The following is a 22,046-nucleotide window of genomic DNA, read 5'->3' as shown; positions in this document are numbered from 1 at the left end:
CTGTTTTGTATGAAGACGGTCTCAATGCTTTCAAGTCAAAAATCAGCATATCTGAATTTCTATCTTGCGGCAGTCAGTTTGCTGGTGTTTCTGACTACGCTCTGGGGCGTCTATACGCATTTCTCTCCGGTCCCTTTCTGGGATATGTGGGACGGATATTTACGATTCTATTTACAGATCCTGGATCACGATCATTCCGCCTGGTTACAGCAGCATAATGAACACAGAATCTTTATGTCCCGCATTCTGTTCTGGATTGATATCAGGTTTTTCAGAGGCACCGGGGCGTTTCTGCTTTGTGTCAACTTACTGATTCAGCTGGGAACCGCATGTGTCTTTTCTTCAATCATTTCCAAAAGAATGAAATCGGACCCATATAAATACGCGATTCACTTTTTTGTGATTTGTCTGCTTTTCTCGTGGGTTCAGAATAACAATTTAACCTGGGCTTTTCAGAGCCAGTTCTTATTCGTTTATATGTTCTCTCTGTTGGCATTCTGGAACCTGGGGCAGTATTCCACTGAGAAGAAAATATTTTACCTGGCTTGTTCTTTGCTCTCTGCCTGCTGTGCGGCATTTTCGATGGCAAACGGACTTTTAGTCTTCCCGCTCCTGTTCGTTCAGGCTTTATTTCTCCGCATTTCAAAGCGTTCAATACTGGCGATCGTGGTTGTTGCCCTGGGAATATTTGCAGTCTATTTTAACAATTATCAAAAACCCTCAGGGCATGCCTCTTCGGTAGACAGTCTGTTACAGCACCCGTTTCTGGTAATACAGTTCATGTTTACGTTTTTGGGTTCACCCTTTAAGTCAGCGTTAAATAATATCCATTGCGTGACAGCCGCTGGTGTTTTGCTGATGGCGGGAGCCGGCAGCTACTTGTATTTCATTATTAAGAAACGCAACCTTGACAGTGTGAATCTGACATTATTTACTTTCCTCCTGTTCATTTTCGGAACCGCTCTCGCGACAGCCACGGGCAGAATCAATTTCGGTCCCCAGGCCGCAATGGAAAGCCGCTATACCACACCCGCATTAATGGGGTGGATCACCTTAATCATCATTGGATTCGTAAACCAGACCTCGGTTCACAAATACTTCTTTCAGGCGATGAAAGGGGCTTTGATCTGCATTCCCCTGTTATTACTGCCGCCACAACTGAAAGCGTTTGAAGATTTCTCCGGGACTGCCTTCACGAGAAAGCTGGCGGTCTTCGGCCTGGCCCGCAATCATTACGATGAAAGCTATGCCCGGCAGGTATACCCCTTTAAGGATGTCCTGGTGGATACCGTCGATCAATCACTGGATCAACGTCTTTCCATTTTTGGTACCGACTGGTACAAGTACGACCACGAGACGCTTTCGCCTGATTCCATTTCAGAAAAACCCTGCATGGGTCACATGGAAAGTGTGAGGCCTTTTCAATCAGGTTCTACTATTGCGTATCGAGTCAAAGGCTGGGTCTGGGACCCTCAAACAAAATCGGTTCCTGAATATATTGTCCTGACAGACAGCAGTCATCAGGTTGTGGGGTTGGGAATCAGTGGCGAACCAAGGCCCGATGTCACAGCGGCGATAGAAGGCCACCCCACCAATACGGGCTGGCGCGCGTACGTTGACAAATCCAGTATCAAGGGCCCCATTTACGCATTTGCGCTTACCGATTCCGGAATACTACCTGTGCCAGGAAAACCAATCGAACTGGCAGAGAATACACTCATCGCAGGCATCTCAGACTGGGATGGCAAACCACCTTCAAAGTTTAAAATTCTGAATTCGGAATGGACTGAAGGAAAGCTGCCGCCGCATGTGAAGGAGGATGATCCAAACCAGGTTTTAACATCCGGAAGTCAGGGTGATGAGTTCGAAGGAAAGGTTGAGATTGAATTTGAACCTGATCACGAACCCATTAATATCACGTACATGACCGGACCAGATTCTACGGCACAGAAAATTGAAGTATTCGATTCCGATGGGAAGTTATTAACACAGTTTGAAATCCCTGAAAGTACGCATCGCTGGTCTAATATCAGATTTGATCTGAATGCTCAGGAAAAAGTCAAGGCAGTCCTGTCAGACCAGGGGAAATCCTGGGGGCAATGGTCTGTCCTGTTAATCCCATAAAACCAGAAACCATTGATAACTTTTTTAGAACTTGTGGTACCAAATGATGGGAGAAGTAAACAGCGAGGATGTTTTGGTCTCAGTCATTATCGTCAACTATAACTCGGGTGACAAATTGGCCCTGTGCGTTGGTTCGATTTTTGAGACCAACTCACATACAGAGGTCGTGATCGTTGATAACGCTTCGTCCGACAACAGTCTGGCAGAACTGAACTCCCGATTTCCCGATGAACCCCGCATACAATTCGTTCTAAATCAGGAGAACCTTGGTTTTGCAGTAGCCTGTAATCAGGGGGCGCGTCGCGCTGGGGGAGAGTATCTGCTGTATCTGAATCCTGACTGCAAATTGCACGAAAATGCGATCACAATCATGATTGATTGTTTAAACGAAAACCCCAAAGCCGGAATGGTGGGGGGGCAGATATTGAACAGTGATGGTTCAGAGCAGGTCGGCGGGCGACGCACGGTTCCCACTCCCTGGCGAACTCTTGTCCGAGTCTTCCGATTGTCTTTTCTCTCGAAACGTTACCCCGGACTTTTTTCTGACTTCAACCTGCATCAACAGCCTTTACCCGATCAACCGATAGAAGTGGAAGCCATTTCCGGGGCCTGTATGCTGGTCCCTCGAAAAGTCTATGAACAAGTGGGCGGACTGGATGAGAATTACTTTCTGCACTGCGAAGATTTAGACTGGTGCATGAGTTTTCGTCAGCAGGGATGGAACGTGATGTTTGTTCCTGATGCCAAAATATCTCATTTCCAGGGAGCTTGCAGCCGTTCACGGCGCGTGTTTGTGGAATGGTACAAACACAAGGGCATGCTGCGTTTTTACAGAAAGTATTTTCGCCATCAGTATCCGGGAGTCTTGATGTGGCTGGTCGCGTTTGGAGTCTGGCTTCGCTTCGGTTTGCTCGCCTGCTACTTCTCGATACGCCAGTTCCTGAGGTGGCTCAAGTGTGCCTGGACATAAATGGTCCTCTCGCGCTCCCTGCTACGCTGGAACGCATCATTTCTGACCATCGCGACTCTCAATCTGGGATACCCGGTCCTGATAGACCTGGAGATGCTACAGTAAAACGGAATCCCGTCCCGAGAGACGTTTCAATTCCGGGATATCGCAGAATCGATTTTAATCCGATTCTGCGGAGTTCTGTAGCTTGAGTTGTTTCTCGATCAATGCCTGGAAATCCAGAGGCGTTAAGTCAAAAACGGTAACCACGCTCATCGATTGATTCCAGCTGGCGTTTTGATGATCCGGGTTTGCTTGAACGGAATGCAGTATTTCATTCCAGTATTCTTCATGTGAGATGGATTTCTCCGGCCAGACGATGTGAGGTACTTTATGCATGAAAACCGCATTCCCTGCGATACTGAAAACAGCGGCAATGCAGAAGGCTGCTGCAACACTCGTTGTGATCTTGATGTTCGATCTCAAAAACAGACCCAGGCAGTAGACTAAGCCGCAAAACGAACTGAAAATCAGATATCGGTCGGTGTTAATATAACCGATGATGACGTTATGAGATGGTTCTGACTGAATTCGATACGTGATCATCGCCACAATGAGTAACAACGTGATTGTTGGCAGAGTAAGGAAAGAGATCCGCATTAATAATTCGTCTGAAGGTTTTTTCAGATAAGTATTGATGCTCGAAAAAATGGTGATCAAGACGATGATGACCAGTCCCCAGCCATAGATGGAATCCGTTTCCATACCTCGCATTTCCGGCTGATGGCATCCTCCCTGTGCCCAGATGTATCTGAGAGATGTATGCAGGAATTCAATCAGAATTGCCCCGTAACGCGTAATGCTGGTAAAGAAACTGACGTTTTCGGCGTCTGTATGCAGTTCTCCCTTCAGCATCAGGTAAGTGTGCCCCAGTGTCAGAGCGCTTACTACAAAAACGGGGATTAAAGATTTCACGAGCGTCAATTTATCATCACTGGTTTGAGACCACTTTAAAGTAATCAGCAGAGTTGCCGTGAAGAGAACAGACAGGCTGATAGCAAGACCCGTTCCAAAGATATGCATCGTCAGGTACGCGAGTCCCAGTGCCAGGTATAAGTGAAGGCGTCGCCCGCTCTGGGTAAACTCAAACAGATACAGGAATGAAAAGAGTGATACTGATAAGCAGAGAAATTGAATTCCCATGAAGGGCCATCCAATTAAAGTCGAAATAATCGGCTGGAAACCAAACACGATGGCTATTGCTAAACCGGTCAGATTTCTTTGCCAGTTCGGGTGTGTCAGTTCTTTACCCGTCATCGACAGTCTGATTGAAAAGTAGACGATACAGGACATAAAAAGCGAGGCCACAAAAATTTGTCGCCAATACCAGCATGTTTCGCATGTGGCAAATAACTTAGACTGATAATATTCCGCCAAAAAAACTACTGGCGTGAAGTGAGCATGGTAGGCTGAGTAGACGTATTCGTCAAAAAATGCCTTGCTTTCTTCAGGGGACTTAGCGGCATGCATTAAGAACACACCTGATTCTGCTTTCAGATATTCGATGTTCAAGTCGATTATTTGATAGTAAACACCGTTGAGCAGCAGGAAGAATAACAGGGAAAAAGCTGTTACTTTCGCCGGGCTACAGTTCTTAAGATTTGAAAACACAAAGGACTCCAGTTCTTAAAAATGGGGAGATTCAGCTGTCTGATGTTCATTGAAATGAGCTTTGTATGAAACCGGAACTCATTTGTCACGATCCACACAAAGAGTCATCGAAGTCTCACTGTATGTCCAGTCAGCTGTTCCCGTTCTTAACTCGCAGAAGGTTTGAGTGCTGCTGCTGCTTTCATCTATAGAAACAGTATCCAGAGCAGCGTTGTAAAAAATCGCGATCAAAATACTCCGTTTAGATCAGGGGCGCTTTTGACCTCTGTCCTCTAAGTCGTTTTCAATTAATTGCTGAAAAGTCAAAGGGGTAATATCAAAATCAGTAACGGTTTTCATCGATTGATTCCAGTTGGTGCTTTGATAATCTGTGTCGTCTTTCACCGAATTGAGGATGCCGTTCCAGTAGTCGGTATGTGAGATTAATTTTTCCGGCCAGATAATATACGGCACTTTATGCATGAAAACCGCGTTGCCACAGACGCATACTATCGCAGCTGTCAGAAATGCGGCCGCGGAGCTGGCAGAAAGTTTCACTTTCGAAATGAGATACAAACCGGCTATGAAGACCAGACCGCAAAATGAACTGAAAATGAGATAGCGGTCTGTATTGATATAACCAATGAGCACATTGTTGGAAGGCTCTGTTCGAATTCGGTAGGTAATCATTCCTACGATAATGATCAATGTCAGAGTTGGTAACATCGTGATCGTGATGCGCGACAAAGCTTTTTCCGAAGGAGTTTTCAGATAGGAATGCATCAGCGAAAACATGGTAACTGAGAGAATAAATATCAGTCCCCATCCGTAACAGGAATCCGCCCCCATTCCCCGCATCTCAGGATTTAGAATTCCACCTTGCGCCCAAATGGATCTGAGTGACGTATGAAGTAATTCAATAAAGATGGCGCCGTAGCGGGCAATACTGACACCAATGCTGACACTCTCACTGGGAGGCGTTCCCCCAACTGATCTCACCATTAACACAGTATGTATGATGGTGAATGCGAGCAGCACGAATACGGGGGTTAACGATTGCCTCAGAACGGATTTCTCTTCGCCTGCAGCATACCACCGGAGAGCGATTAAAATCGTCGCTGTAAATAAAACAGAGACGCTGATTGCCAGTCCGGTTCCAAAAACATGCATCGTTGAATAAGCGAGCACGAGCGCCAGCCACAAGTGTGTACGCGAGTTGGAATTTGAAAACTTAATGAGGTAGAGAAACGACAGGATTGCCAACGATAAACAAAAAAGCTGAATCGCCATGAACGGCCAGGAGACTAAGGTGGTTACGATCGGCTGAAACCCAAATATCACCGCAATGGAAATGCCTGCCAGGCTGGTTGGAATAGTTGGCTTTTTGAGATCGCTTTCCAGCATTGCCAGGCTGATGGAAAAAAAAGAGATACAGGTCATAAATAGAGAAACGACGACCATCTGACGCCAGAACCAGTACGTTTCATGAGTACCGAATAATTGGGACTGCCAGAACTCCGCCAGAAACGCCAGCGGGGCAAAATGACCATTATATCCATTCTTCATGATCGGGATGATAAACGCAAAGCCTTCTGCAGAAGCTTTGCCTGCATTTGCCAGGTAGATTCCTGATTCTGCTTTTAAAAATTGAATATTAAGACCCAACAGAAGGTAATAAGCACCATTCAAGATGAGAAAGAGTAAAAAGGAACCCATGGTGATTTTTGTAAGCAGGGTGGGCTTGATATTCAATGCCACTAAAATGCTCCTGGTCTGATATAATGAGTATGACTCTGGCTGCTTAAGTAGAAATCTGCAGTGTCTGCTGTAAATCAAATAAAGAACAGGGGATGATAATCCTGTCCTGCTCCTTGCGAAGACTTATCGAGACGGCTTTTTTAATAAAACATTCTGAATTGATAACGAACTTCGTAGAGAATGACAAGATGAAGGGGCAAGATGAGTCATCAGGGTATTCAATGATATCATTCCTCTGATGACTTCCCCGGGCATGATCTCGCTTTCTTTTGAGTCGACGAACTTCCTGGTCCCGGGGCGTATCAAACCGAAAAGGAAATCTGACACTCGTTCGACAACTGTTTCCAATCGCTCATTTATTTTCGAACGGCAATTGCACTCCATTGTCCCCAGTTTTTCCCATTGTCCACCAATCTGATCTGCAACTTCTCGAATCTTCCAACATCCAGTCTTTTCCATCGATGAATCTTTGTGTCGGTCAGTTCAAGGACTCGTTTGCCGTCTCCGTAGACTTCTAATGTCTGACCGTTTGCGTCCGGTCCCGTGATGTAGTAGATCGCATCACCATTGACAGCACTGAGCTTAAAATCAGCAGTGTCCGCATCCGTTGTCAGACGGCTTCCGAAAACGGAAAGATTTTCAATGCTGGTATTATCAAAATCTTTCCCGCCATTATAGTTCGTAATATCAACCATTTTGTAGACATCGTGCGGAACCAGATGTGTATTTTCAAACAAGTACATCCTGTGCCAGTCCATGATGACCAGGTTTGCGATTCCAAATCCAACCAAAGTGAGCATCACAGGCAATTTTCCGGAACGCAGATTGAGAACACCATACACACCTGCCGTGATAATCATGATGGGTAGAAAGTAGGTACCCTCGTGAATAGACCAGACGGGTTTGAATGGCAGGGCAAACCAGACGATGGCATTCACGAATGCGATCAGCATTACGGTCTTAAAACTTTTATCCCGATAGAATAACAGGCAAAGGGCCGTTATAAATAACGGTACGCCGACGGAGAACGGTATTTTATAAAATGAGAGCTCGGCGAACCGATCGATGCTGGGGGTGCTCACTATCTGTGGGAAGCCTTCCAGGATCTGATTATGGAAGGACTGATAGGTCCTGACTGGAATGTCAAAATAATGCATCTCTTTGATTTTTTTGACGAAGAGAGGGCCAACCCCTTCGGGCACGATATCGATTTGCGCAAGAATATGCCATTTGAGCAGTCGGTCACCCGGAGGTTGCACGACCTTCTGGTAGAAAATCCACGGTGTATATCCAGCAAAAAATACAGCGGCTATCAGGAATCCCCGATAAAGTTCTTCTTTTTTTCTGATCCGGACGATGTAGATCAAAGCAACGGCGAGAATTGCGAAGCCGGATCCGCCATGCGCCAGGAACGAAAGCAGCATGGAGATGGAAGTCAGAATAGTAAGCCTGATGGATTTTTCGGGTTGAAAAAAAAGTAGATCTACCGCGATGATCATGAAGATGGCTGCGAACAGTTTGGGCCAGAGAAAGGCCACGTTATGGATAAAGACAGGCGTCGAAATCACGATGAAGGTAAGAAAAAGTTTCTCCGGTATTGTCAGTTTTCGCTTGCTTAAGCCGGCGACAAATTCAGACACAACGGGAATGAGGATTGCCTGTACGGCTATCCCGATCAACAGGTAGACCTGGTCCACGGGCAGCTGCGTCGCATTCAGGAAAAGTATGGTGCCTGAGAACAATGGTGGTCGGTCACTTCCCAGCCAGTCCCCAAATTCCAAAAGCTCGCCACGAAGCAGCGATTCCGCGAACCATAACGAAATCACGTTATCGTATGCGAGATCATGAAGAAAATTATCTGTGGGGATATCATTCGTCAAATACTCATAAGGGTAAAACTGGTAGAGCAGAATGATAAACATGGCAACGCTGAAAATGACGCAATTTTCAACAATGTTCCTGTTGAAAATCGGACTCTTCGAAAAGCAGGCAAGTACAACTGTCAGACAAACGCTCGACAGAAAAAAATAGTGTAGATAGTGAGCAAGTTCATTCTGGTAGAGCGTCACCATGGTCAGCAGATAAACTAAGGAAAATAAACTGATCAACCCCAGGAATAGCGGGGGGACCGAAGCTGGTGTGTTCGAGAATCTGTCTTTAAAGATTGTTCCGATGGCATGAATGTAGAGCAGAAAGCAGCCGCTCAATAGCGAAATTTCAGCAAAAAGTAACGCGCTGTTCAACATGTTCGAGGCTCGAGGTTATGGGGGGAATCTGAATTTGGTTCTGACCAGGCGGGTTGTTATTTGCCTTTCAAAGAAAAACGTGCTCGCAATTCCTCTGAAAGTTACTTCTGGACCGTACACGGTCACTCGAAAAAATGACGGTGACCTGTTTCATTACTTCACTCATCAGGGAGGTCAATTGTGGTCCCGTTTGGGTTAAGACTGGCCCTTCCGAGGATGAGGTAAATGCATCATCAAAAACCACCTTCTCCAGCGTGGCGCGATCAGGGCCTGCTCGATTACGACTCCCTAAATGCTGTGTGCTGGCATATTAAGACTTGATAGCGATGATGGGTATACCAATAGGACACAAGTATAAAAAAAGCGATTCTTTTCGTTCAGGGTGGCGGGGCACTGAGGAACAGACAGACGTCGTCTCATTTGATTGCAAGACGGGGAAACGACAGCGAACTCCAAGAACCGCGATATCCGATCGAACAGAGACAGCAGTTGTTTGTCGATTAGTCTCCTTAATGTAAGGAACTGGTTCCAGATCCGGGCGGGCTCTCTGCAACAGGCTCTTGTCTGCATTACAGATAATCTTAACGTCTCTCAGTCTCTGATACTCGGACCAGATTGAGCCGGAGACGCTACAGTAAAACGGCACACAGTCTGGTTCAGGCTGTGCATGGTTCTAAACAAGACTGATACTGAAAAGGACTTAAGCCTTTTATATCAAGAGTTTAAACAGATTCGTCACATTGACCAGCGCGTAAAGAACTGGTTCACAAATGATGATGGAATTGGTCTTTTATCATTTTATCAATATCAGTAATATTCTGACGCAAATGAAATAAATGAGATCTGTGACGCAGGTTTCAGAGATCCGAATCAGTTTTACTGCCAGCTTAAAACCGTAATGAGAGACGAAGTATGTCTCTGAAATTCAAACGGATCAGGGCTGCTTAATTACACAATTATTATCAAATTATGATCGAACACAAAACTATCGTTGTGACTGGTGGTGCCGGCTTTGTTGGGTCCAGCATCATTCATGCCCTGCATGAACAGACGGATTCACGTATTATCGCATTTGATAATTTGCGTCGTCGTGGCAGTGAGCTGAACCTGGAACGTTTCAAAGATTTAGGAGTGGAATTTGTCCACGGGGATGTGAGACTGCCCAGTGACTGGGAATCTTTACCTGCCTTTGATCTGCTGATTGACTGTTCTGCGGAACCTTCAGTGCATCAGGGAACAACCGGCAGCGGTTGGCCACTCATCGAAAATAATCTGGTTTCGACTGCCCATTGCCTGGAAGCAGCCAGAAAGAATAACGCGGCGCTCATGTTACTGAGCACCAGTCGAATCTATCCGATTGAGACACTGGAACGTCTGGCCTGGGAAGAAGGGGAAACCCGTTACGAATGGTTAGACGATCAGGCGGTTCCAGGCGTCAGTTCTCAGGGAGTGACAGAAGATTTTCCTCTGCCGGGGGCCAGGTCCTTATACGGGGCTACTAAACTGGCCAGCGAGTATTTACTCCAGGAATATCATTACCTGCACAACATGCCGGTCATGGTCAATCGCTGTGGCGTACTTGCCGGGCCGTGGCAAATGGGCAAGGTCGATCAGGGAGTCGTTTCGTTATGGGTGGCACGACATTATTTTGAAAAGCCCCTCTGTTACAAAGGCTTCGGAGGTACAGGGAAGCAGGTTCGTGATGTCCTGCACATTGACGATTTCACCGATCTGCTGTTAAAGCAACTCCAGCACAAAGAGTTGTGGAATGCAAAACCTTACAACGTTGGCGGTGGTCGCGAAGCTTCGACTTCACTACTCGAATTGACAAAACTCTGCCAGGAAATTACGGGACGGTCAGTTCCCCTCTCAAAAGAGGAAGAAACATCTTCTGTCGATCTCCGTATTTATTTAACTGATAACTCGCGCGTCAATCAGGATTTTGGCTGGAAGCCTCAACGCAAAATGAAGGATACGGTTGAATCAATCTATAACTGGATAGATCAAAGTCCTCCAGGCCTGCAGAAAATATTAGGTTAGTCAGGGGCACTCAGATTAAATCTTCTGCTGTATCTCATATCACCAGTAATCTTTACGCATAAGTGAACAGTCCGTTTTTACAAGAGGTTTCATTATGTTGCTGTCGGTTGTAATTCCCGCTTATAACGAAGAAAAAAACATTGGCGCGACAATTCACGCATTAGCCAGTGAGTTGGACAGGAATGAGATTCCATTCGAAATTGTTGTCGCCAATGATAACAGTAAGGACCGAACTGAAGCGGTACTGCAGGAACTGTCTGCAGATGACGCGCGGGTGCGTTATATCAACTGTTCGCCGCCAAATGGCTTCGGACGTGCGATTCGAACCGGATTGAGTGCAGCCCGCGGGGATTACATCGTTGTCTACATGGCGGACCTGTCCGATCATCCCGATGATGTCGTGGCCTACTACAGAAAGCTGGAAGAGGGGTACGACTGCGTCTTCGGGTCCCGATTTATTGAAGGCAGTAAAGTTGAGGATTATCCTCGCGTTAAATATGTCGTCAATCGAATTGTGAACTATTCTCTGAAGTGGCTCTTCTGGTGTAAATTCAATGACCTGACCAATGCTTTCAAAGGCTATCGTCGCGAAGTGATTGAAGCCTGCGGACCGTACTGTGCAAGTCACTTTAATATTACCGTCGAAATGTCTCTGTCTGCACTCATACGAAATTATACGATTACACAGATTCCCATTAAATGGTCGGGTCGAACCTGGGGCGAATCGAATTTACGACTCAGCGCCATGGGCAGACGCTATATGAGTACGTTTATCAAAGTATTTGCCGAACGCATTTTGATTCACGACGATGTCATTGCTGAAAAACTCTCTTCAAAAAGGAAATCTTCCAAGAGTGAAGAAGTCCTCAATTATCGACTGGTGACTCTGGAAGGAGAAATTCAGGAAGTCGGTTCTCGCCTTGCTAAAATTGAACAGGATGAAAATATCAAAAAAGCGGCTTAACAGGATTCAACCGGTTATCTTCTAATCAGTCAGATGGAAGAACTCTGGTCCCTGGGAGCTGTTTTAACGGATTAAAATTAACGGAAACTCGATTTCTTTTTTTCCTGCACAGTGCGGGGAACAGATCAGTCTTGTAAGAATAAAAGAAAGTAGAACATTGACCAAAAAAATGTTAGTAACTGGTTCCAGTGGCCTGATTGGATCAGAGGCCGTTACTTATTTCGACCAGCGAGGATGGGAAGTTGTTGGCGTTGATAACAACATGCGTGCTGAATTTTTTGGGCAGGCGGGTGATACCAGCTGGTCATTAAAACGTCTGCTGGACAGCACGAAAAACTTCCGTCACTTGAATCTGGACATTCGAAATGTTGACAGCATCATGGAGCTGTATCAGACAGAAAAGTTCGATGCCACCGTACATTGTGCAGCCCAGCCTTCTCACGATAAAGCGCGGGATTTTCCTCTAACGGACTTTTCCGTCAATGCGGTCGGGACAATCAACCTGCTGGAGGCGAACCGCCTTCACAGTCTGGAAAGCCCCTTCGTTACCATGAGCACAAACAAAGTTTATGGCGACGCACCTAATGAAATCAAACTGAAAGAATTAGAAACGCGCTGGGAGTATGATGATCCTGCCTACGCAAATGGAATTGATGAATCAATGCGAATCGATGCATCGAAGCATTCCATTTTCGGGGCATCCAAAGTGGCAGCAGACGTGATGGTTCAGGAATACGGTCGTTACTTTGATATGCCAACCTGCTGTCTGCGGGGTGGCTGTCTGACCGGCCCGAATCACTCCGGGGTAGAACTGCATGGCTTCCTCAGCTTTCTCGTAAACTGCAATCTGCAGGAACGTGAATATACCGTGTTTGGATACAAGGGTAAGCAGGTGCGGGATAACATCCATTCACTCGATGTGATCCGCTTTATTGAACAGTTTATCGATAAGCCGAGATCGGCAGCCGTATACAATATTGGTGGTGGAAAGCAGAACAGCCTGTCCATCCTGGACGCATTTGATCGGGTCAGCCAGTTGACCGGAAAAGAAATGCGCTGGAAGTATTCGGACGAAAACCGTTCCGGAGATCATATCTGCTATTATTCCAATCTGGATCACATGAAAAGTGATTACCCGGAATGGGGAATCACAAAATCACTGGATGATATCTTTTCAGAAGTGGTTCAATCCTGGGAACAGCGTGTCTGAAGGTAACCCTTCTCTAGATCACGCCAGACAAAGAAATAGAGGATTCTTTAGCCTGCGGTAACGCGTATCTATAATACTGCTGGCTCGGAAAACTCGTTCAGAAATCAGAATATCGGCTACTCCCGGGTAGCCGATATTTTTTTTAGGGAAAGCAGCCGCAGTAGAGATCAAAGAGGAATCGTTCAAAGTCTGATTACCTGTCTCCGTCTGTTTGATTAGAGCACGCACCAGGGGGGCGAAATCTTGACAGGTACCTCCTGGACAAAAGCAGAATCTGAAAGAAACGGAACTTCTCTACTCCCGCTTCATACTGTCGATCGGCGTCTGCAGAGTCAGAGGACACGATTCGTGCTCTCGAATACATTCGTGTGAGAAGTCCGCTAGCGTGCGATAAACTTCATTAAATCGGCAATTGCTGCTTGACTTTTTTTCAGATAGTGTCGAAAATACACTAACAAGGAGAAGAGTGATGTCGAAAATATCGCAAATTTATCAAACCCCTCTGGCCCTGCTGACGGATCTGTATCAGCTGACGATGGCTCAGGGCTACTGGAAATCAGGTCGTTCTGAACAGGAAGCAGTGTTTCATCTGTTTTTTCGGAAGAATCCCTTTCAGGGAGGATTCACGATTGCGGCCGGGTTGGAGTATGTCGTCGACTACATCAAACAGTTTCGATTCACCGACTGTGATGTCGATTTCCTGGCCGGTCTGCAGGGCAATGATGGCGCGCCACTCTTTTCGAAAGAGTTTTTAGCGCACCTGAGTCGGCTGGAACTTCGCTGCGATCTCGATGCTGTACCCGAAGGGACAGTCGTTTTTCCGCATGAACCACTGGTGCGGGTGAAAGGACCTGTTCTGCAGTGTCAGTTACTGGAAACGGCGCTCCTGAATCTGGTCAATTACCAGTCGCTGATTGCCACCAAGTCCGCCCGCATCTGTGCCGCTGCCGGATCTGACCCGGTCCTGGAGTTCGGCCTGAGACGAGCGCAGGGCATCGATGGCGGACTGGCCGCCAGTCGCGCCGCCTATCTGGGGGGATGTGCCGCCACGTCGAACGTGCTGGCCGGTAAACTGTTTTCGATTCCCGTTAAAGGCACACATGCCCACAGCTGGGTCATGTCGTTCGATGATGAGCTGGCTGCATTTGAAGAGTACGCGGATGCGATGCCCAATAATTGTGTCTTCCTGGTAGACACCTATGACACCCTGGATGGTGTTCGCAATGCGATTCAAGTCGGGCTTCAGCTACGAAAATCCGGTCACGAGATGGTAGGGATTCGACTGGACTCGGGTGACCTGGCCTATCTGAGCATCGAAGCCAGGCAGTTACTGGATGAAGCCGGCTTAACCAATGTTGCCATCGTAGCCAGTAATGATCTGGACGAAGGCATCATTACCAGTCTCAAAGCACAGGGAGCAACCATCGCTGTCTGGGGCGTGGGAACAAAACTGGTGACAGCCTACGATCAGCCGGCACTGGGAGGCGTTTACAAGCTCGGGGCAATTCAGAATGAATCCGGGGAGTGGGAACGCAAACTGAAACTGTCGGAGCAGGCAATCAAGACGTCTACTCCCGGTATTCTACAGGTCCGCCGCTTCTTTAATTCCGAAGGAGCGATTGCAGATATGATCTATGATGAATTAAATCCGCAGCCTGTCAGTGATATTGTGGTGGATCCCCTGGATCCGACACGACGTCGTCTGCTGAGTCGTGATTTGAGAGCAGAAGATCTGCTGATTCCCGTCGTCCGGTCAGGGAAAGTAGTTAGAGACTGCGAATCGCTGCCAGAGATGCGAGAGCGCGTCCAGCAGCAACTGTCGCAGTTCCATACCAGTATCCGCCGACATACGGCCCCACATCAATATCCCGTGGGGCTTGAACAGGAACTGCATGAATTTAAAACCGCGGAAATTCTCAGAGCCCGGCATCCTCATCCCATGTAGTGAATTCCGAACAAAAATGGAAGAAAGGTAGAAAGTGAGATAATCAGCCATGCAACTCGTACAGGTCGCCGCCGTTGCACTTAACCAGACGCCACTGGACTGGGCAGGCAATGTCAAAAATATAAAAACAGCCATTTCGACCGCGCGCGATCAGGGGGCCAGTCTGATCAGTCTACCGGAATTGTGTATTACCGGTTATGGGTGTGAAGATGCGTTCTTTTCGCCGGATGTGCAGCAGAGAGCCCTGCACGCATTGCAGGAACTGCTTCCCCTGACGGAAGGAATCGTTGTTTCCGTCGGGCTTCCCTTATTTTATGGAGGCGCACTCTATAACTGTGCCTGCCTGATATCCAATCAACGGATTCTGGGCTTTGTTGCGAAAAATCATCTGGCGGGGGACGGAATTCACTACGAACCTCGCTGGTTCAAAGCCTGGAATTCACCGCATGTGAGCCAGGTGGAAATCGAAGGTCAATCTTACCCACTCGGAAATCTGGTTTTTGACTGTGGCGGCATCCGGATCGGCTTTGAAATCTGTGAGGATGCCTGGGCTGCCCGGCGTCCCGGACGCGATCTGTCGCAGGCGGCCGTCGATCTGATCCTCAATCCCAGTGCCAGCCACTTCGCCTTTGGCAAGCAGGACATTCGCCGTCGACTTGTACTGGAAAGCTCACGTGCCTATGGAGTCAGCTATATCTATTCCAATTTACTGGGGAACGAAGCGGGGCGAATCATCTATGATGGAGCAACATTGATCGCCAGTAATGGTACGCTGTTGGCAGAAGGGCCCCGGCTCTCATTCAAAGCGGTTGTCCTCACAACTGCAGTCATCGACATTGATCTGACACGCATGAACCGTGCCCGACTGATGAGTTTTCAACCAGATCAGCTGGGAAAGACAGAAAATCGGGTCGTCGCGCCATTTCAATTCCCGAAGATTGAACCTCAACCCACACTAAAGACAACTGCTGCCTGGGAAGCTTCCCAGAACGTGAAATCAGAAGAGTTTGCCCGCGCCGTCGCGCTGGGTCTGTTTGATTACCTGCGCAAAAGTCGTTCACAGGGCTTTGTGGTTTCGCTGAGTGGCGGAGCCGATTCTTCTGCCGTCGCAGCTCTGGTCTGGCTCCTGGTGAAACTGGGGGTGGCTGAACTGGGACTTCACAGCTTCCTGTCGAAACTCTCTCACATTCCGGATCTCGCGCAAGCAGCAGACCTGCCAGCCCGGTTGCTGACGTGTGTCTATCAGGCAACACGCAACAGTTCCGATACGACGGAACAGGCGGCAGCGAAACTGGCAGAAGCGATTGGCGCTGACTATCTTAAACTAGACGTGGATGCGATCGTGCAGAACTATGTCGAACTTGTTTCTGATGCGCTCGGGCGGGAGTTGAACTGGAACACGGACGATATCGCGTTGCAGAACATTCAGGCCCGTGTGCGGGCACCGGGCGTCTGGATGATCGCCAATCTGCGGAACGCTCTTCTGCTGGCCACCAGTAACCGTTCTGAAGCGGCGGTCGGTTATACGACAATGGACGGCGATACCTGTGGCGGTCTTTCGCCCATTTCGGGAATCGATAAAGCTTTCTTAAGACAGTGGCTGCTCTGGATGGAAAAAACCGGACCGGTGGAAACAGGGAATCTCCCGATCCTTAAGCTGGTCAACCAGCAGGTGCCGACAGCAGAACTGCGACCTGAAGCTTCCCATCAGACCGATGAAACCGATCTGATGCCTTATGAACTGCTGGACTGGATCGAACGGGCTGCCATCCGGGATAAACAGGGGCCCGTCGATTTGTATCGGCTGGCACGGGCTCAGTTTCCGGACTATCAACCTGCGCAGCTGTCTGCCTGGGTGATCCGCTTCTTCCAACTCTGGTCGCGCAATCAATGGAAGCGCGAACGTTATGCACCCTCATTTCATCTGGACGATGAAAATCTGGACCCCAAAACCTGGTGTCGTTTTCCGATTCTCTCAGGCAGCTATCAACGGGAACTGGAAGAGCTGCGCGTTTTCATTGACGAAGAAAGTTTAAACTGAAGGACAGGCAATGAAATTTAGTTATGAATATCCCAGGGCCGCTTTAACCGTCGACTGTGTCGTGTTCGGCCTGGACGAAGACGATCTGCAGGTGCTGTTGATTCAACGGGATCTGCCCCCCTTTGAAGGGGACTGGGCCTTGCCGGGAGGCTTTGTCCGTCTGGAAGAATCGCTGGAAGAAGCTGCCCGCCGGGAACTGCAGGAAGAGACCGGCATTGAAAACGTCTTTCTGGAACAGCTCTATACGATTGGAACGGTAGACCGGGATCCGCGTGAACGGGTTGTGACGGTTGCCTATTATGCGTTGGTCAATCTCTCCGATCACCGCGTCCAGGCAGCGACAGACGCCCGCAACGCCGCCTGGTTCGCCGTGGATGATGTGCCCACGCTCGCCTTTGATCATCCGATGATTTTAAAAATGGCGCACGAACGGCTGCGAGGCAAGGTCCGCTACCAACCGATCGGTTTTGAACTACTGCCACCCAAGTTTACGCTGCGTCAGATACAGCATCTGTATGAAGTCATCCTGGACCGACCACTCGACAAACGCAATTTCCGCAAAAAGATTCTCAGCATGGGGATTCTGATCGAACTGGATGAAGTAGAGACAGACGTAGCTCATCGAGCAGCCCGACTCTACAAATTCGATCATCGCAAATACAAACGCCTGACAAAACAGGGCTTTCACTTTGAGATTTAGGAAATAGAGACAATGCGCGCATTAATTCTGGTGGACCTGCAATATGATTTTATGCCCGGCGGCTCGCTGGCCGTTCCCGAGGGGGATCAGGTCGTTCCGATCGCTAATGAGTTGATGTCGGACTTCGATCTGGTCGTCGCGACGCAGGACTGGCATCCCGCCGATCATTTGAGTTTTGCCAGTCAGCATCCCGATCGAGAGATCGGAGAGCAGATTGACCTGGCGGGCCTGGAACAGATTCTCTGGCCCGATCATTGTGTGCAGGGAACCCGGGGCGCGGAATTGCATGCGGATTTGAAACAGAACCAGCTTGACAGGATCTTTCCCAAGGGAACCGACCGGCTGATCGACAGTTACAGTGGCTTCTATGATAACGGCCATCAGAAGTCGACCGGCATGGGTGAATATCTGAAAGAGCAGGGGGTGCAGTCCGTTACGGTACTGGGCCTGGCTGCTGACTACTGTGTGAAATGGACAGCTTTAGATGCTGTGAAACTGGGCTTCCAGACCAGCCTGAGCCTGCGTGGATGTCGAGGCGTTGATCTCAGTCCGGGGGACGTGCATCGCGCTTACCAGGAAATGCAGAACGCAGGCGTAGAAATTATTGAATAAATCAAATGAAAATATCGGATCTGAAATCCGAAGAACAAAAAAGATAAAATGAACGAACAAGAATTAAAAAAGAAAAGCAAATTCCTGAGTCTGATTCTCAGGCACCAGCCGGAGACGGTGGGGATCACACTGGACGAGTCAGGCTGGGTCGATGTCGATATATTACTGGCAGCGATGTCACAACAGGGGAAAGGGATGTCGCGCGCGACACTCAACACCGTCGTGCAGTCGAATGACAAACAGCGGTTTTCCTTCAATGCCGAAGGAACCCGCATTCGCGCCAACCAGGGTCATTCGATTTCCGTCGACCTCGGATATACCACAGCAGTTCCCCCTGAAATCCTGTTTCATGGCACCCCCGAGAAATTTATCGAGCCCATTTCCCGGGAAGGGCTCAAAAAAATGAATCGGCATCATGTGCATCTGCACGTGGACGAGCAGACCAGCATCGCCGTCGGTCGCCGGCGCGGCAGACCGGTGTTACTGCAGGTCCGGGCACGGGAAATGCATCAGGCAGGCTGCGAATTCTTCGTCACGCCGAACCAGGTCTGGCTGACGGAGAGTGTGCCTGTGGAATATATTGATTTTCCCTGACGATTACGTGCTATTGTCGGCTTCCTCGCGAAGTTGTGACCGAACTTCCATCAGGATTCGTCCCAGCATGTTCTTGCCACTACCGTCTCCACCATCACCCCAGTAACTGTCGTTTGTAGTGTGTTCTACTATTTTTCGCTGGCCTGTTGAAATCAGGAGCATGCACAGTTTCTCATATTGTGCAAATTTACTGAGCACAGCGGTCCGCATGACGGCGACTTTAACTGACTCCCAATCCTTTCGAAGCGGCCGTTTACGATCACGGCCCATCCGCGCGGCTTGCATGGGAGAAGGCGCTTTACGAATTGCTTCCCGATGCTGCACCTCGGTGAATTTCTGCGCCTGAAAATAATGCTCCGAGGTCGGCCACCGTTTGCCATCTACCTGGATCGGGTATTCTGCAAAGTTCGAGAATTCCCCATATGCTTCACTGACGCTGTAGAACAGAACGGGTTGATTGGTATCAGACATGGGAATGTTTTCCAGTTGGAAGAGAGTGGGAAAAGTATAGCTCTGTGTTTTTATATTCTGGACAGTCAACGAAAGTTCAGGTTCGGCGTTTCGCGATCTGTTTCAGTGAATCCGGCTAAAATGAAAACAGTAAAGAGTTTAACGAATCAGATCATACTAGAAAGGTGATAGATTCCTGTTTCAACAGTAAGCAGACAGGAATAATATGATCCTGTAGAGGGCTAAGACCGTTTGAGAGATAGAAAAATCCGTTTCTGTAGGGAAGAAATCAGACGTGAAAAACTCAGCCGCTGAACTGCAGGAATTCAGAGCCAACTTCGAAGTGGTTTCACACGACCATGAATTGAAGTCGAAGGGGGCAATTTGTCTGCTCTTCGGTTCATGGCTTTTCGAATTAGCGTTGTTCTGGATCTGGATCAAGTACAGTGGGACCCCTACTGATGAATGCATGAGTCCTATCCAGATCGCAATCTTTATGGGGCTTTATCTGTTACCGGTGATTCTTTTTGTCTGGTATCTCATCAGGTTGAGCAGGAATCCCTGGTTGAAGTGTCCGCTCTGTTTCAAACCATTGGACGTACAGCGGAAGAAGCATCTGTTAACGACGGGGATGTGTCCGCACTGCAGGCAGATCATTATGGCAGGGACGCTGTCTTCTGCAGAAGCAATACATGAGTACTATGCGGAGCAGGAACTAAAAATTAAGCGTCTGGAAATAGTAAATATGAAGAGCGGAGCAAGGATTTCTTTCTGGTCCGCGTTTCTCATTTTACCACTCTCGATCCCCATGTATTACTGGATGAAAAGTCTGGAAGAAGTGCTGGGGCAGGAGACCTCCTTTAGAGGCGTGAGTGGTATTCTCATCATGTCAGTGGGCTTGATACTTTTGTCGGTCTTTCTCAAAAGAACAGGGAACCGCCTGGAACAAAAGCTGAATGAGCTATTTAAGCAGGAAGAGACTGCCCATGAATGACGGAGGGATTTTAGTCTCAGATTTCAGGTTGCGATTTGAAGCAGCAGAGAAAAAAGCGGGCATGCGGATGGTCTTTTCTACTTTATTTGCCTTTGCACTTTTCGACGTGAATTTATTTCTGCTCTATTTGTTACTGGTACGATATGAAACGACGTTGGCTCCGATCCGTGCAATCGTCTCCAGTCAATCTGACTGTATTGCGGGGATCGGCTGTCTACTTTTCGGCTGTTCTGCTTTTCTCTTAGCGAGTCTGATCCCGCTTCTTTTTTTAAGAGATCAAATCAAACGTGCGCGGCGTAACCCGGCATTCCAGTGCCCGCACTGTCAAAATTCAGTAGCCAAGGAGAAGCTGAGAAATGTCGTGCAATGGACGGGGTACTGTCCTCTCTGCAAAGTCAAACTGATGGAAGGGAAATTTGCTTCGACGGCAGAAGTCAAAGAACACAGCGAGAAAATCCGGAAGACAGAAAAGCGTGCGGTCCGGTTTGCTTGGATTGCTACTCTGGCAGGAATCCCGATTGGTATCGTAATTTATCCCTGGTCCATCTCCACAGCCGAGGCTGCGGGAGGCACGGTTCGCGGGCATTGGGCAATCCCCTTGCTGACTCTGGTGATTCCGGTCATGTTGTGGGGGATATCGAAATTCAGTGGAAATGAATATAATGCTACCATTCAGTTATTTCACGAGATTGAGAATCAGACATGACCAGCCTTTCATTGTATTATCATCGCCAACGGGGACCGCTCTGTCTGATTCTGTACGGGCTGGCGATTGCATTTTTTGTGATTGCCTGGTTTGTACGGACGGTACCACCACAATCAACTCTGAGTCTGATCTTCGTGCTGGTGGGACTGGTGATATTGATCCTGGCGACAGGCTTTCATCATCTGACGGTGGCTGATGAAATCGATCGCCTGCGGATTTCCTTTGGCCCGCTCCCCCTGTTTCAACGCAGCGTATTGTATGAAGAAGTAATCCGGGCCGACGTGGACCGGACCACATTTATAGAAGGCTGGGGGATTCATCTGAGCCCGCGCGGAGGCTGGGTCTGGAATCTCTGGGGCCGCGACTGTGTGGCCATTCAGATGAAACGCGGCACTTTACGCATCGGCACTGATGATGCTGAGAACCTGGCCGCCTTTGTGAATGGTCGCGTGGAAGAATTGGGTTTGAATGCTGCGGAGTAGTAAGCATCAGCCTTAATCATCAAACATCCATTTCTTGCCGACACTCATGAAAACTCCCGCCATCACTAGAGCAGAAACCGGTCGAGCCTTTCCGCCTTTAAAATCTTCTCCGACATAGAACATATAAAGGGCAGCACCCAGCATCGCTACGCCTAACGCCATCGACATCACGCCAAAAGTCTTTTTGACGACGCCTCCTGCCGAGATGTTGAGAGGTTTTCTGCTGGATGACTTTTTCTTTTTGGCTTTGATCGCTTTTTTCTTCCGAGGTTGTGCGATCGGCTCACCATATTCGGCAGACAGGTCTTCCAGTTCCTCTTCCACTGCGGGCACACGCATTTTGCTGCCGCAGGACTTACACTTCAGAGTTTGTCCTGCTCGTTCCTCTTTGACCTGATAACTTTGAAAACATTCCTCACACTGGACCGCAATGGACATCAAATCAACCTCAAAATAAGTCAGGAGAACGAGCCGCTTCTGATATACTGATGTGAGGACCTTTTTACCCGAAAGGTTCACGGCTTTCCAGTAGTTTATCAAAAAAATCCCTTTGCTCGAAGTCGAGTCAGAGGGATCAGAGA

18 protein-coding genes are annotated in these 22,046 nt (G+C 48.2%); 13 read left to right on the top strand and 5 right to left on the bottom strand.

Annotated features, from left to right (window positions below):
* Window positions 1-24 precede the first annotated feature (24 nt).
* Entirely contained in the window at window positions 25-2,124 is a 2,100-nt protein-coding gene (locus tag GmarT_RS22435; protein WP_002647039.1) for a hypothetical protein, read from the top strand.
* A 43-nt stretch (window positions 2,125-2,167) separates the two neighbouring features.
* Window positions 2,168-3,094: a glycosyltransferase family 2 protein gene (locus GmarT_RS22430; protein ID WP_002647040.1), complete on the top strand. Its 927-nt coding sequence runs from the start codon at window positions 2,168-2,170 to the stop codon at window positions 3,092-3,094.
* A 159-nt stretch (window positions 3,095-3,253) separates the two neighbouring features.
* Here GmarT_RS22430 and GmarT_RS22425 read toward each other — a convergent pair whose 3' ends face one another.
* The 3 genes from GmarT_RS22425 to GmarT_RS22415 all read right to left on the bottom strand — a co-directional run bounded on the left by GmarT_RS22425 (window position 3,254) and on the right by GmarT_RS22415 (window position 8,403).
* On the bottom strand, window positions 3,254-4,390 hold the full coding sequence (locus tag GmarT_RS22425) for a hypothetical protein (RefSeq protein WP_230682437.1): 1,137 nt from the start codon (window positions 4,388-4,390) through the stop codon (window positions 3,254-3,256).
* A gap of 600 nt (window positions 4,391-4,990) precedes the next feature.
* Window positions 4,991-6,481, bottom strand: a complete 1,491-nt coding sequence (locus tag GmarT_RS22420; RefSeq protein ID WP_002647042.1) for a hypothetical protein — start codon at window positions 6,479-6,481, stop codon at window positions 4,991-4,993.
* A gap of 356 nt (window positions 6,482-6,837) precedes the next feature.
* Complete coding sequence (locus tag GmarT_RS22415; RefSeq protein WP_149303259.1) at window positions 6,838-8,403, bottom strand: hypothetical protein; 1,566 nt, start codon at window positions 8,401-8,403, stop codon at window positions 6,838-6,840.
* A 1,293-nt stretch (window positions 8,404-9,696) separates the two neighbouring features.
* On the opposite strand from GmarT_RS22415, the gene GmarT_RS22410 reads away from it, so the two are divergent.
* The 8 genes from GmarT_RS22410 (at window position 9,697) to GmarT_RS22375 (ending at window position 18,833) form a co-directional block, all read left to right on the top strand.
* A complete protein-coding gene (locus GmarT_RS22410; RefSeq protein WP_002647045.1) occupies window positions 9,697-10,767 on the top strand; it encodes an NAD-dependent epimerase/dehydratase family protein in 1,071 nt (356 codons plus the stop codon).
* A 94-nt stretch (window positions 10,768-10,861) separates the two neighbouring features.
* On the top strand, window positions 10,862-11,731 hold the full coding sequence (locus GmarT_RS22405; protein ID WP_002647046.1) for a glycosyltransferase family 2 protein: 870 nt from the start codon (window positions 10,862-10,864) through the stop codon (window positions 11,729-11,731).
* A 169-nt stretch (window positions 11,732-11,900) separates the two neighbouring features.
* Window positions 11,901-12,941 (top strand): NAD-dependent epimerase/dehydratase family protein, encoded by a 1,041-nt coding sequence (locus GmarT_RS22400; RefSeq protein ID WP_044238428.1) that lies wholly within the window; start codon window positions 11,901-11,903, stop codon window positions 12,939-12,941.
* Window positions 12,942-13,410: 469 nt separating this feature from the next.
* On the top strand, window positions 13,411-14,886 hold the full coding sequence (locus tag GmarT_RS22395) for a nicotinate phosphoribosyltransferase (RefSeq protein WP_149303257.1): 1,476 nt from the start codon (window positions 13,411-13,413) through the stop codon (window positions 14,884-14,886).
* A gap of 49 nt (window positions 14,887-14,935) precedes the next feature.
* The gene (nadE, locus tag GmarT_RS22390) at window positions 14,936-16,927 is read left to right on the top strand and encodes an NAD(+) synthase (RefSeq protein ID WP_002645645.1); all 1,992 of its coding nucleotides are present in this window, start codon (window positions 14,936-14,938) and stop codon (window positions 16,925-16,927) included.
* Window positions 16,928-16,937: 10 nt separating this feature from the next.
* Window positions 16,938-17,627, top strand: coding sequence for an NUDIX hydrolase (locus tag GmarT_RS22385; protein ID WP_002645646.1), 690 nt, complete (start codon window positions 16,938-16,940; stop codon window positions 17,625-17,627).
* Window positions 17,628-17,639: 12 nt separating this feature from the next.
* On the top strand, window positions 17,640-18,239 hold the full coding sequence (gene pncA, locus GmarT_RS22380) for a bifunctional nicotinamidase/pyrazinamidase (RefSeq protein ID WP_002645647.1): 600 nt from the start codon (window positions 17,640-17,642) through the stop codon (window positions 18,237-18,239).
* 48 nt (window positions 18,240-18,287) lie between these two features.
* Entirely contained in the window at window positions 18,288-18,833 is a 546-nt protein-coding gene (locus tag GmarT_RS22375) for an RNA 2'-phosphotransferase (RefSeq protein ID WP_002645648.1), read from the top strand.
* A 3-nt stretch (window positions 18,834-18,836) separates the two neighbouring features.
* On the opposite strand, the gene ybiA is transcribed toward GmarT_RS22375, so the two are convergent.
* Window positions 18,837-19,304 carry a riboflavin biosynthesis intermediates N-glycosidase gene (gene ybiA, locus GmarT_RS22370; RefSeq protein ID WP_002645649.1) on the bottom strand — a complete coding sequence of 156 codons (468 nt, stop codon included), beginning with the start codon at window positions 19,302-19,304 and terminating at the stop codon, window positions 18,837-18,839.
* Window positions 19,305-19,578: 274 nt separating this feature from the next.
* On the opposite strand from ybiA, the gene GmarT_RS22365 reads away from it, so the two are divergent.
* From GmarT_RS22365 to GmarT_RS22355, 3 genes are read left to right on the top strand one after another with little or no spacing between them, the layout of a single operon-like run.
* On the top strand, window positions 19,579-20,277 hold the full coding sequence (locus GmarT_RS22365; RefSeq protein WP_002645650.1) for a hypothetical protein: 699 nt from the start codon (window positions 19,579-19,581) through the stop codon (window positions 20,275-20,277).
* Complete coding sequence (locus GmarT_RS22360) at window positions 20,270-20,983, top strand: hypothetical protein (protein ID WP_002645651.1); 714 nt, start codon at window positions 20,270-20,272, stop codon at window positions 20,981-20,983. Before GmarT_RS22365 ends, GmarT_RS22360 begins: the two co-directional genes overlap by 8 nt.
* Entirely contained in the window at window positions 20,980-21,465 is a 486-nt protein-coding gene (locus GmarT_RS22355) for a hypothetical protein (RefSeq protein ID WP_002645652.1), read from the top strand. The genes GmarT_RS22360 and GmarT_RS22355 overlap by 4 nt, the downstream gene beginning before the upstream one ends.
* Window positions 21,466-21,477: 12 nt before the next feature.
* Here GmarT_RS22355 and GmarT_RS22350 read toward each other — a convergent pair whose 3' ends face one another.
* On the bottom strand, window positions 21,478-21,903 hold the full coding sequence (locus GmarT_RS22350; RefSeq protein WP_149303255.1) for a hypothetical protein: 426 nt from the start codon (window positions 21,901-21,903) through the stop codon (window positions 21,478-21,480).
* Window positions 21,904-22,046 lie beyond the last annotated feature (143 nt).

It is taken from the genome of Gimesia maris (genome assembly GCF_008298035.1).
In the GTDB taxonomy this organism is placed as follows: Bacteria; Planctomycetota; Planctomycetia; order Planctomycetales; family Planctomycetaceae; genus Gimesia; species Gimesia maris.
The sequence above is the reverse complement of the archived record's forward strand: the minus strand, read 5'-3'. Positions and strand labels throughout refer to the sequence as shown.

Excerpts from the sequence above, each read along its gene's own strand:
- nadE (WP_002645645.1), top strand. The coding sequence starts at position 14,936 with ATGCAACTCGTACAGGTCGCCGCCGTTGCACTTAACCAGACGCCACTG.
- GmarT_RS22385 (WP_002645646.1), top strand. The coding sequence starts at position 16,938 with ATGAAATTTAGTTATGAATATCCCAGGGCCGCTTTAACCGTCGACTGT.
- GmarT_RS22405 (WP_002647046.1), top strand. The coding sequence starts at position 10,862 with ATGTTGCTGTCGGTTGTAATTCCCGCTTATAACGAAGAAAAAAACATT.
- GmarT_RS22410 (WP_002647045.1), top strand. The coding sequence starts at position 9,697 with ATGATCGAACACAAAACTATCGTTGTGACTGGTGGTGCCGGCTTTGTT.
- GmarT_RS22355 (WP_002645652.1), top strand. The coding sequence starts at position 20,980 with ATGACCAGCCTTTCATTGTATTATCATCGCCAACGGGGACCGCTCTGT.
- GmarT_RS22360 (WP_002645651.1), top strand. The coding sequence starts at position 20,270 with ATGAATGACGGAGGGATTTTAGTCTCAGATTTCAGGTTGCGATTTGAA.
- GmarT_RS22350 (WP_149303255.1), bottom strand. The coding sequence starts at position 21,903 with ATGTCCATTGCGGTCCAGTGTGAGGAATGTTTTCAAAGTTATCAGGTC.
- GmarT_RS22430 (WP_002647040.1), top strand. The coding sequence starts at position 2,168 with ATGATGGGAGAAGTAAACAGCGAGGATGTTTTGGTCTCAGTCATTATC.
- ybiA (WP_002645649.1), bottom strand. The coding sequence starts at position 19,304 with ATGTCTGATACCAATCAACCCGTTCTGTTCTACAGCGTCAGTGAAGCA.
- GmarT_RS22425 (WP_230682437.1), bottom strand. The coding sequence starts at position 4,390 with ATGACGGGTAAAGAACTGACACACCCGAACTGGCAAAGAAATCTGACC.
- GmarT_RS22435 (WP_002647039.1), top strand. The coding sequence starts at position 25 with ATGCTTTCAAGTCAAAAATCAGCATATCTGAATTTCTATCTTGCGGCA.
- GmarT_RS22400 (WP_044238428.1), top strand. The coding sequence starts at position 11,901 with ATGTTAGTAACTGGTTCCAGTGGCCTGATTGGATCAGAGGCCGTTACT.
- GmarT_RS22415 (WP_149303259.1), bottom strand. The coding sequence starts at position 8,403 with ATGTTTATCATTCTGCTCTACCAGTTTTACCCTTATGAGTATTTGACG.
- pncA (WP_002645647.1), top strand. The coding sequence starts at position 17,640 with ATGCGCGCATTAATTCTGGTGGACCTGCAATATGATTTTATGCCCGGC.
- GmarT_RS22375 (WP_002645648.1), top strand. The coding sequence starts at position 18,288 with ATGAACGAACAAGAATTAAAAAAGAAAAGCAAATTCCTGAGTCTGATT.
- GmarT_RS22395 (WP_149303257.1), top strand. The coding sequence starts at position 13,411 with ATGTCGAAAATATCGCAAATTTATCAAACCCCTCTGGCCCTGCTGACG.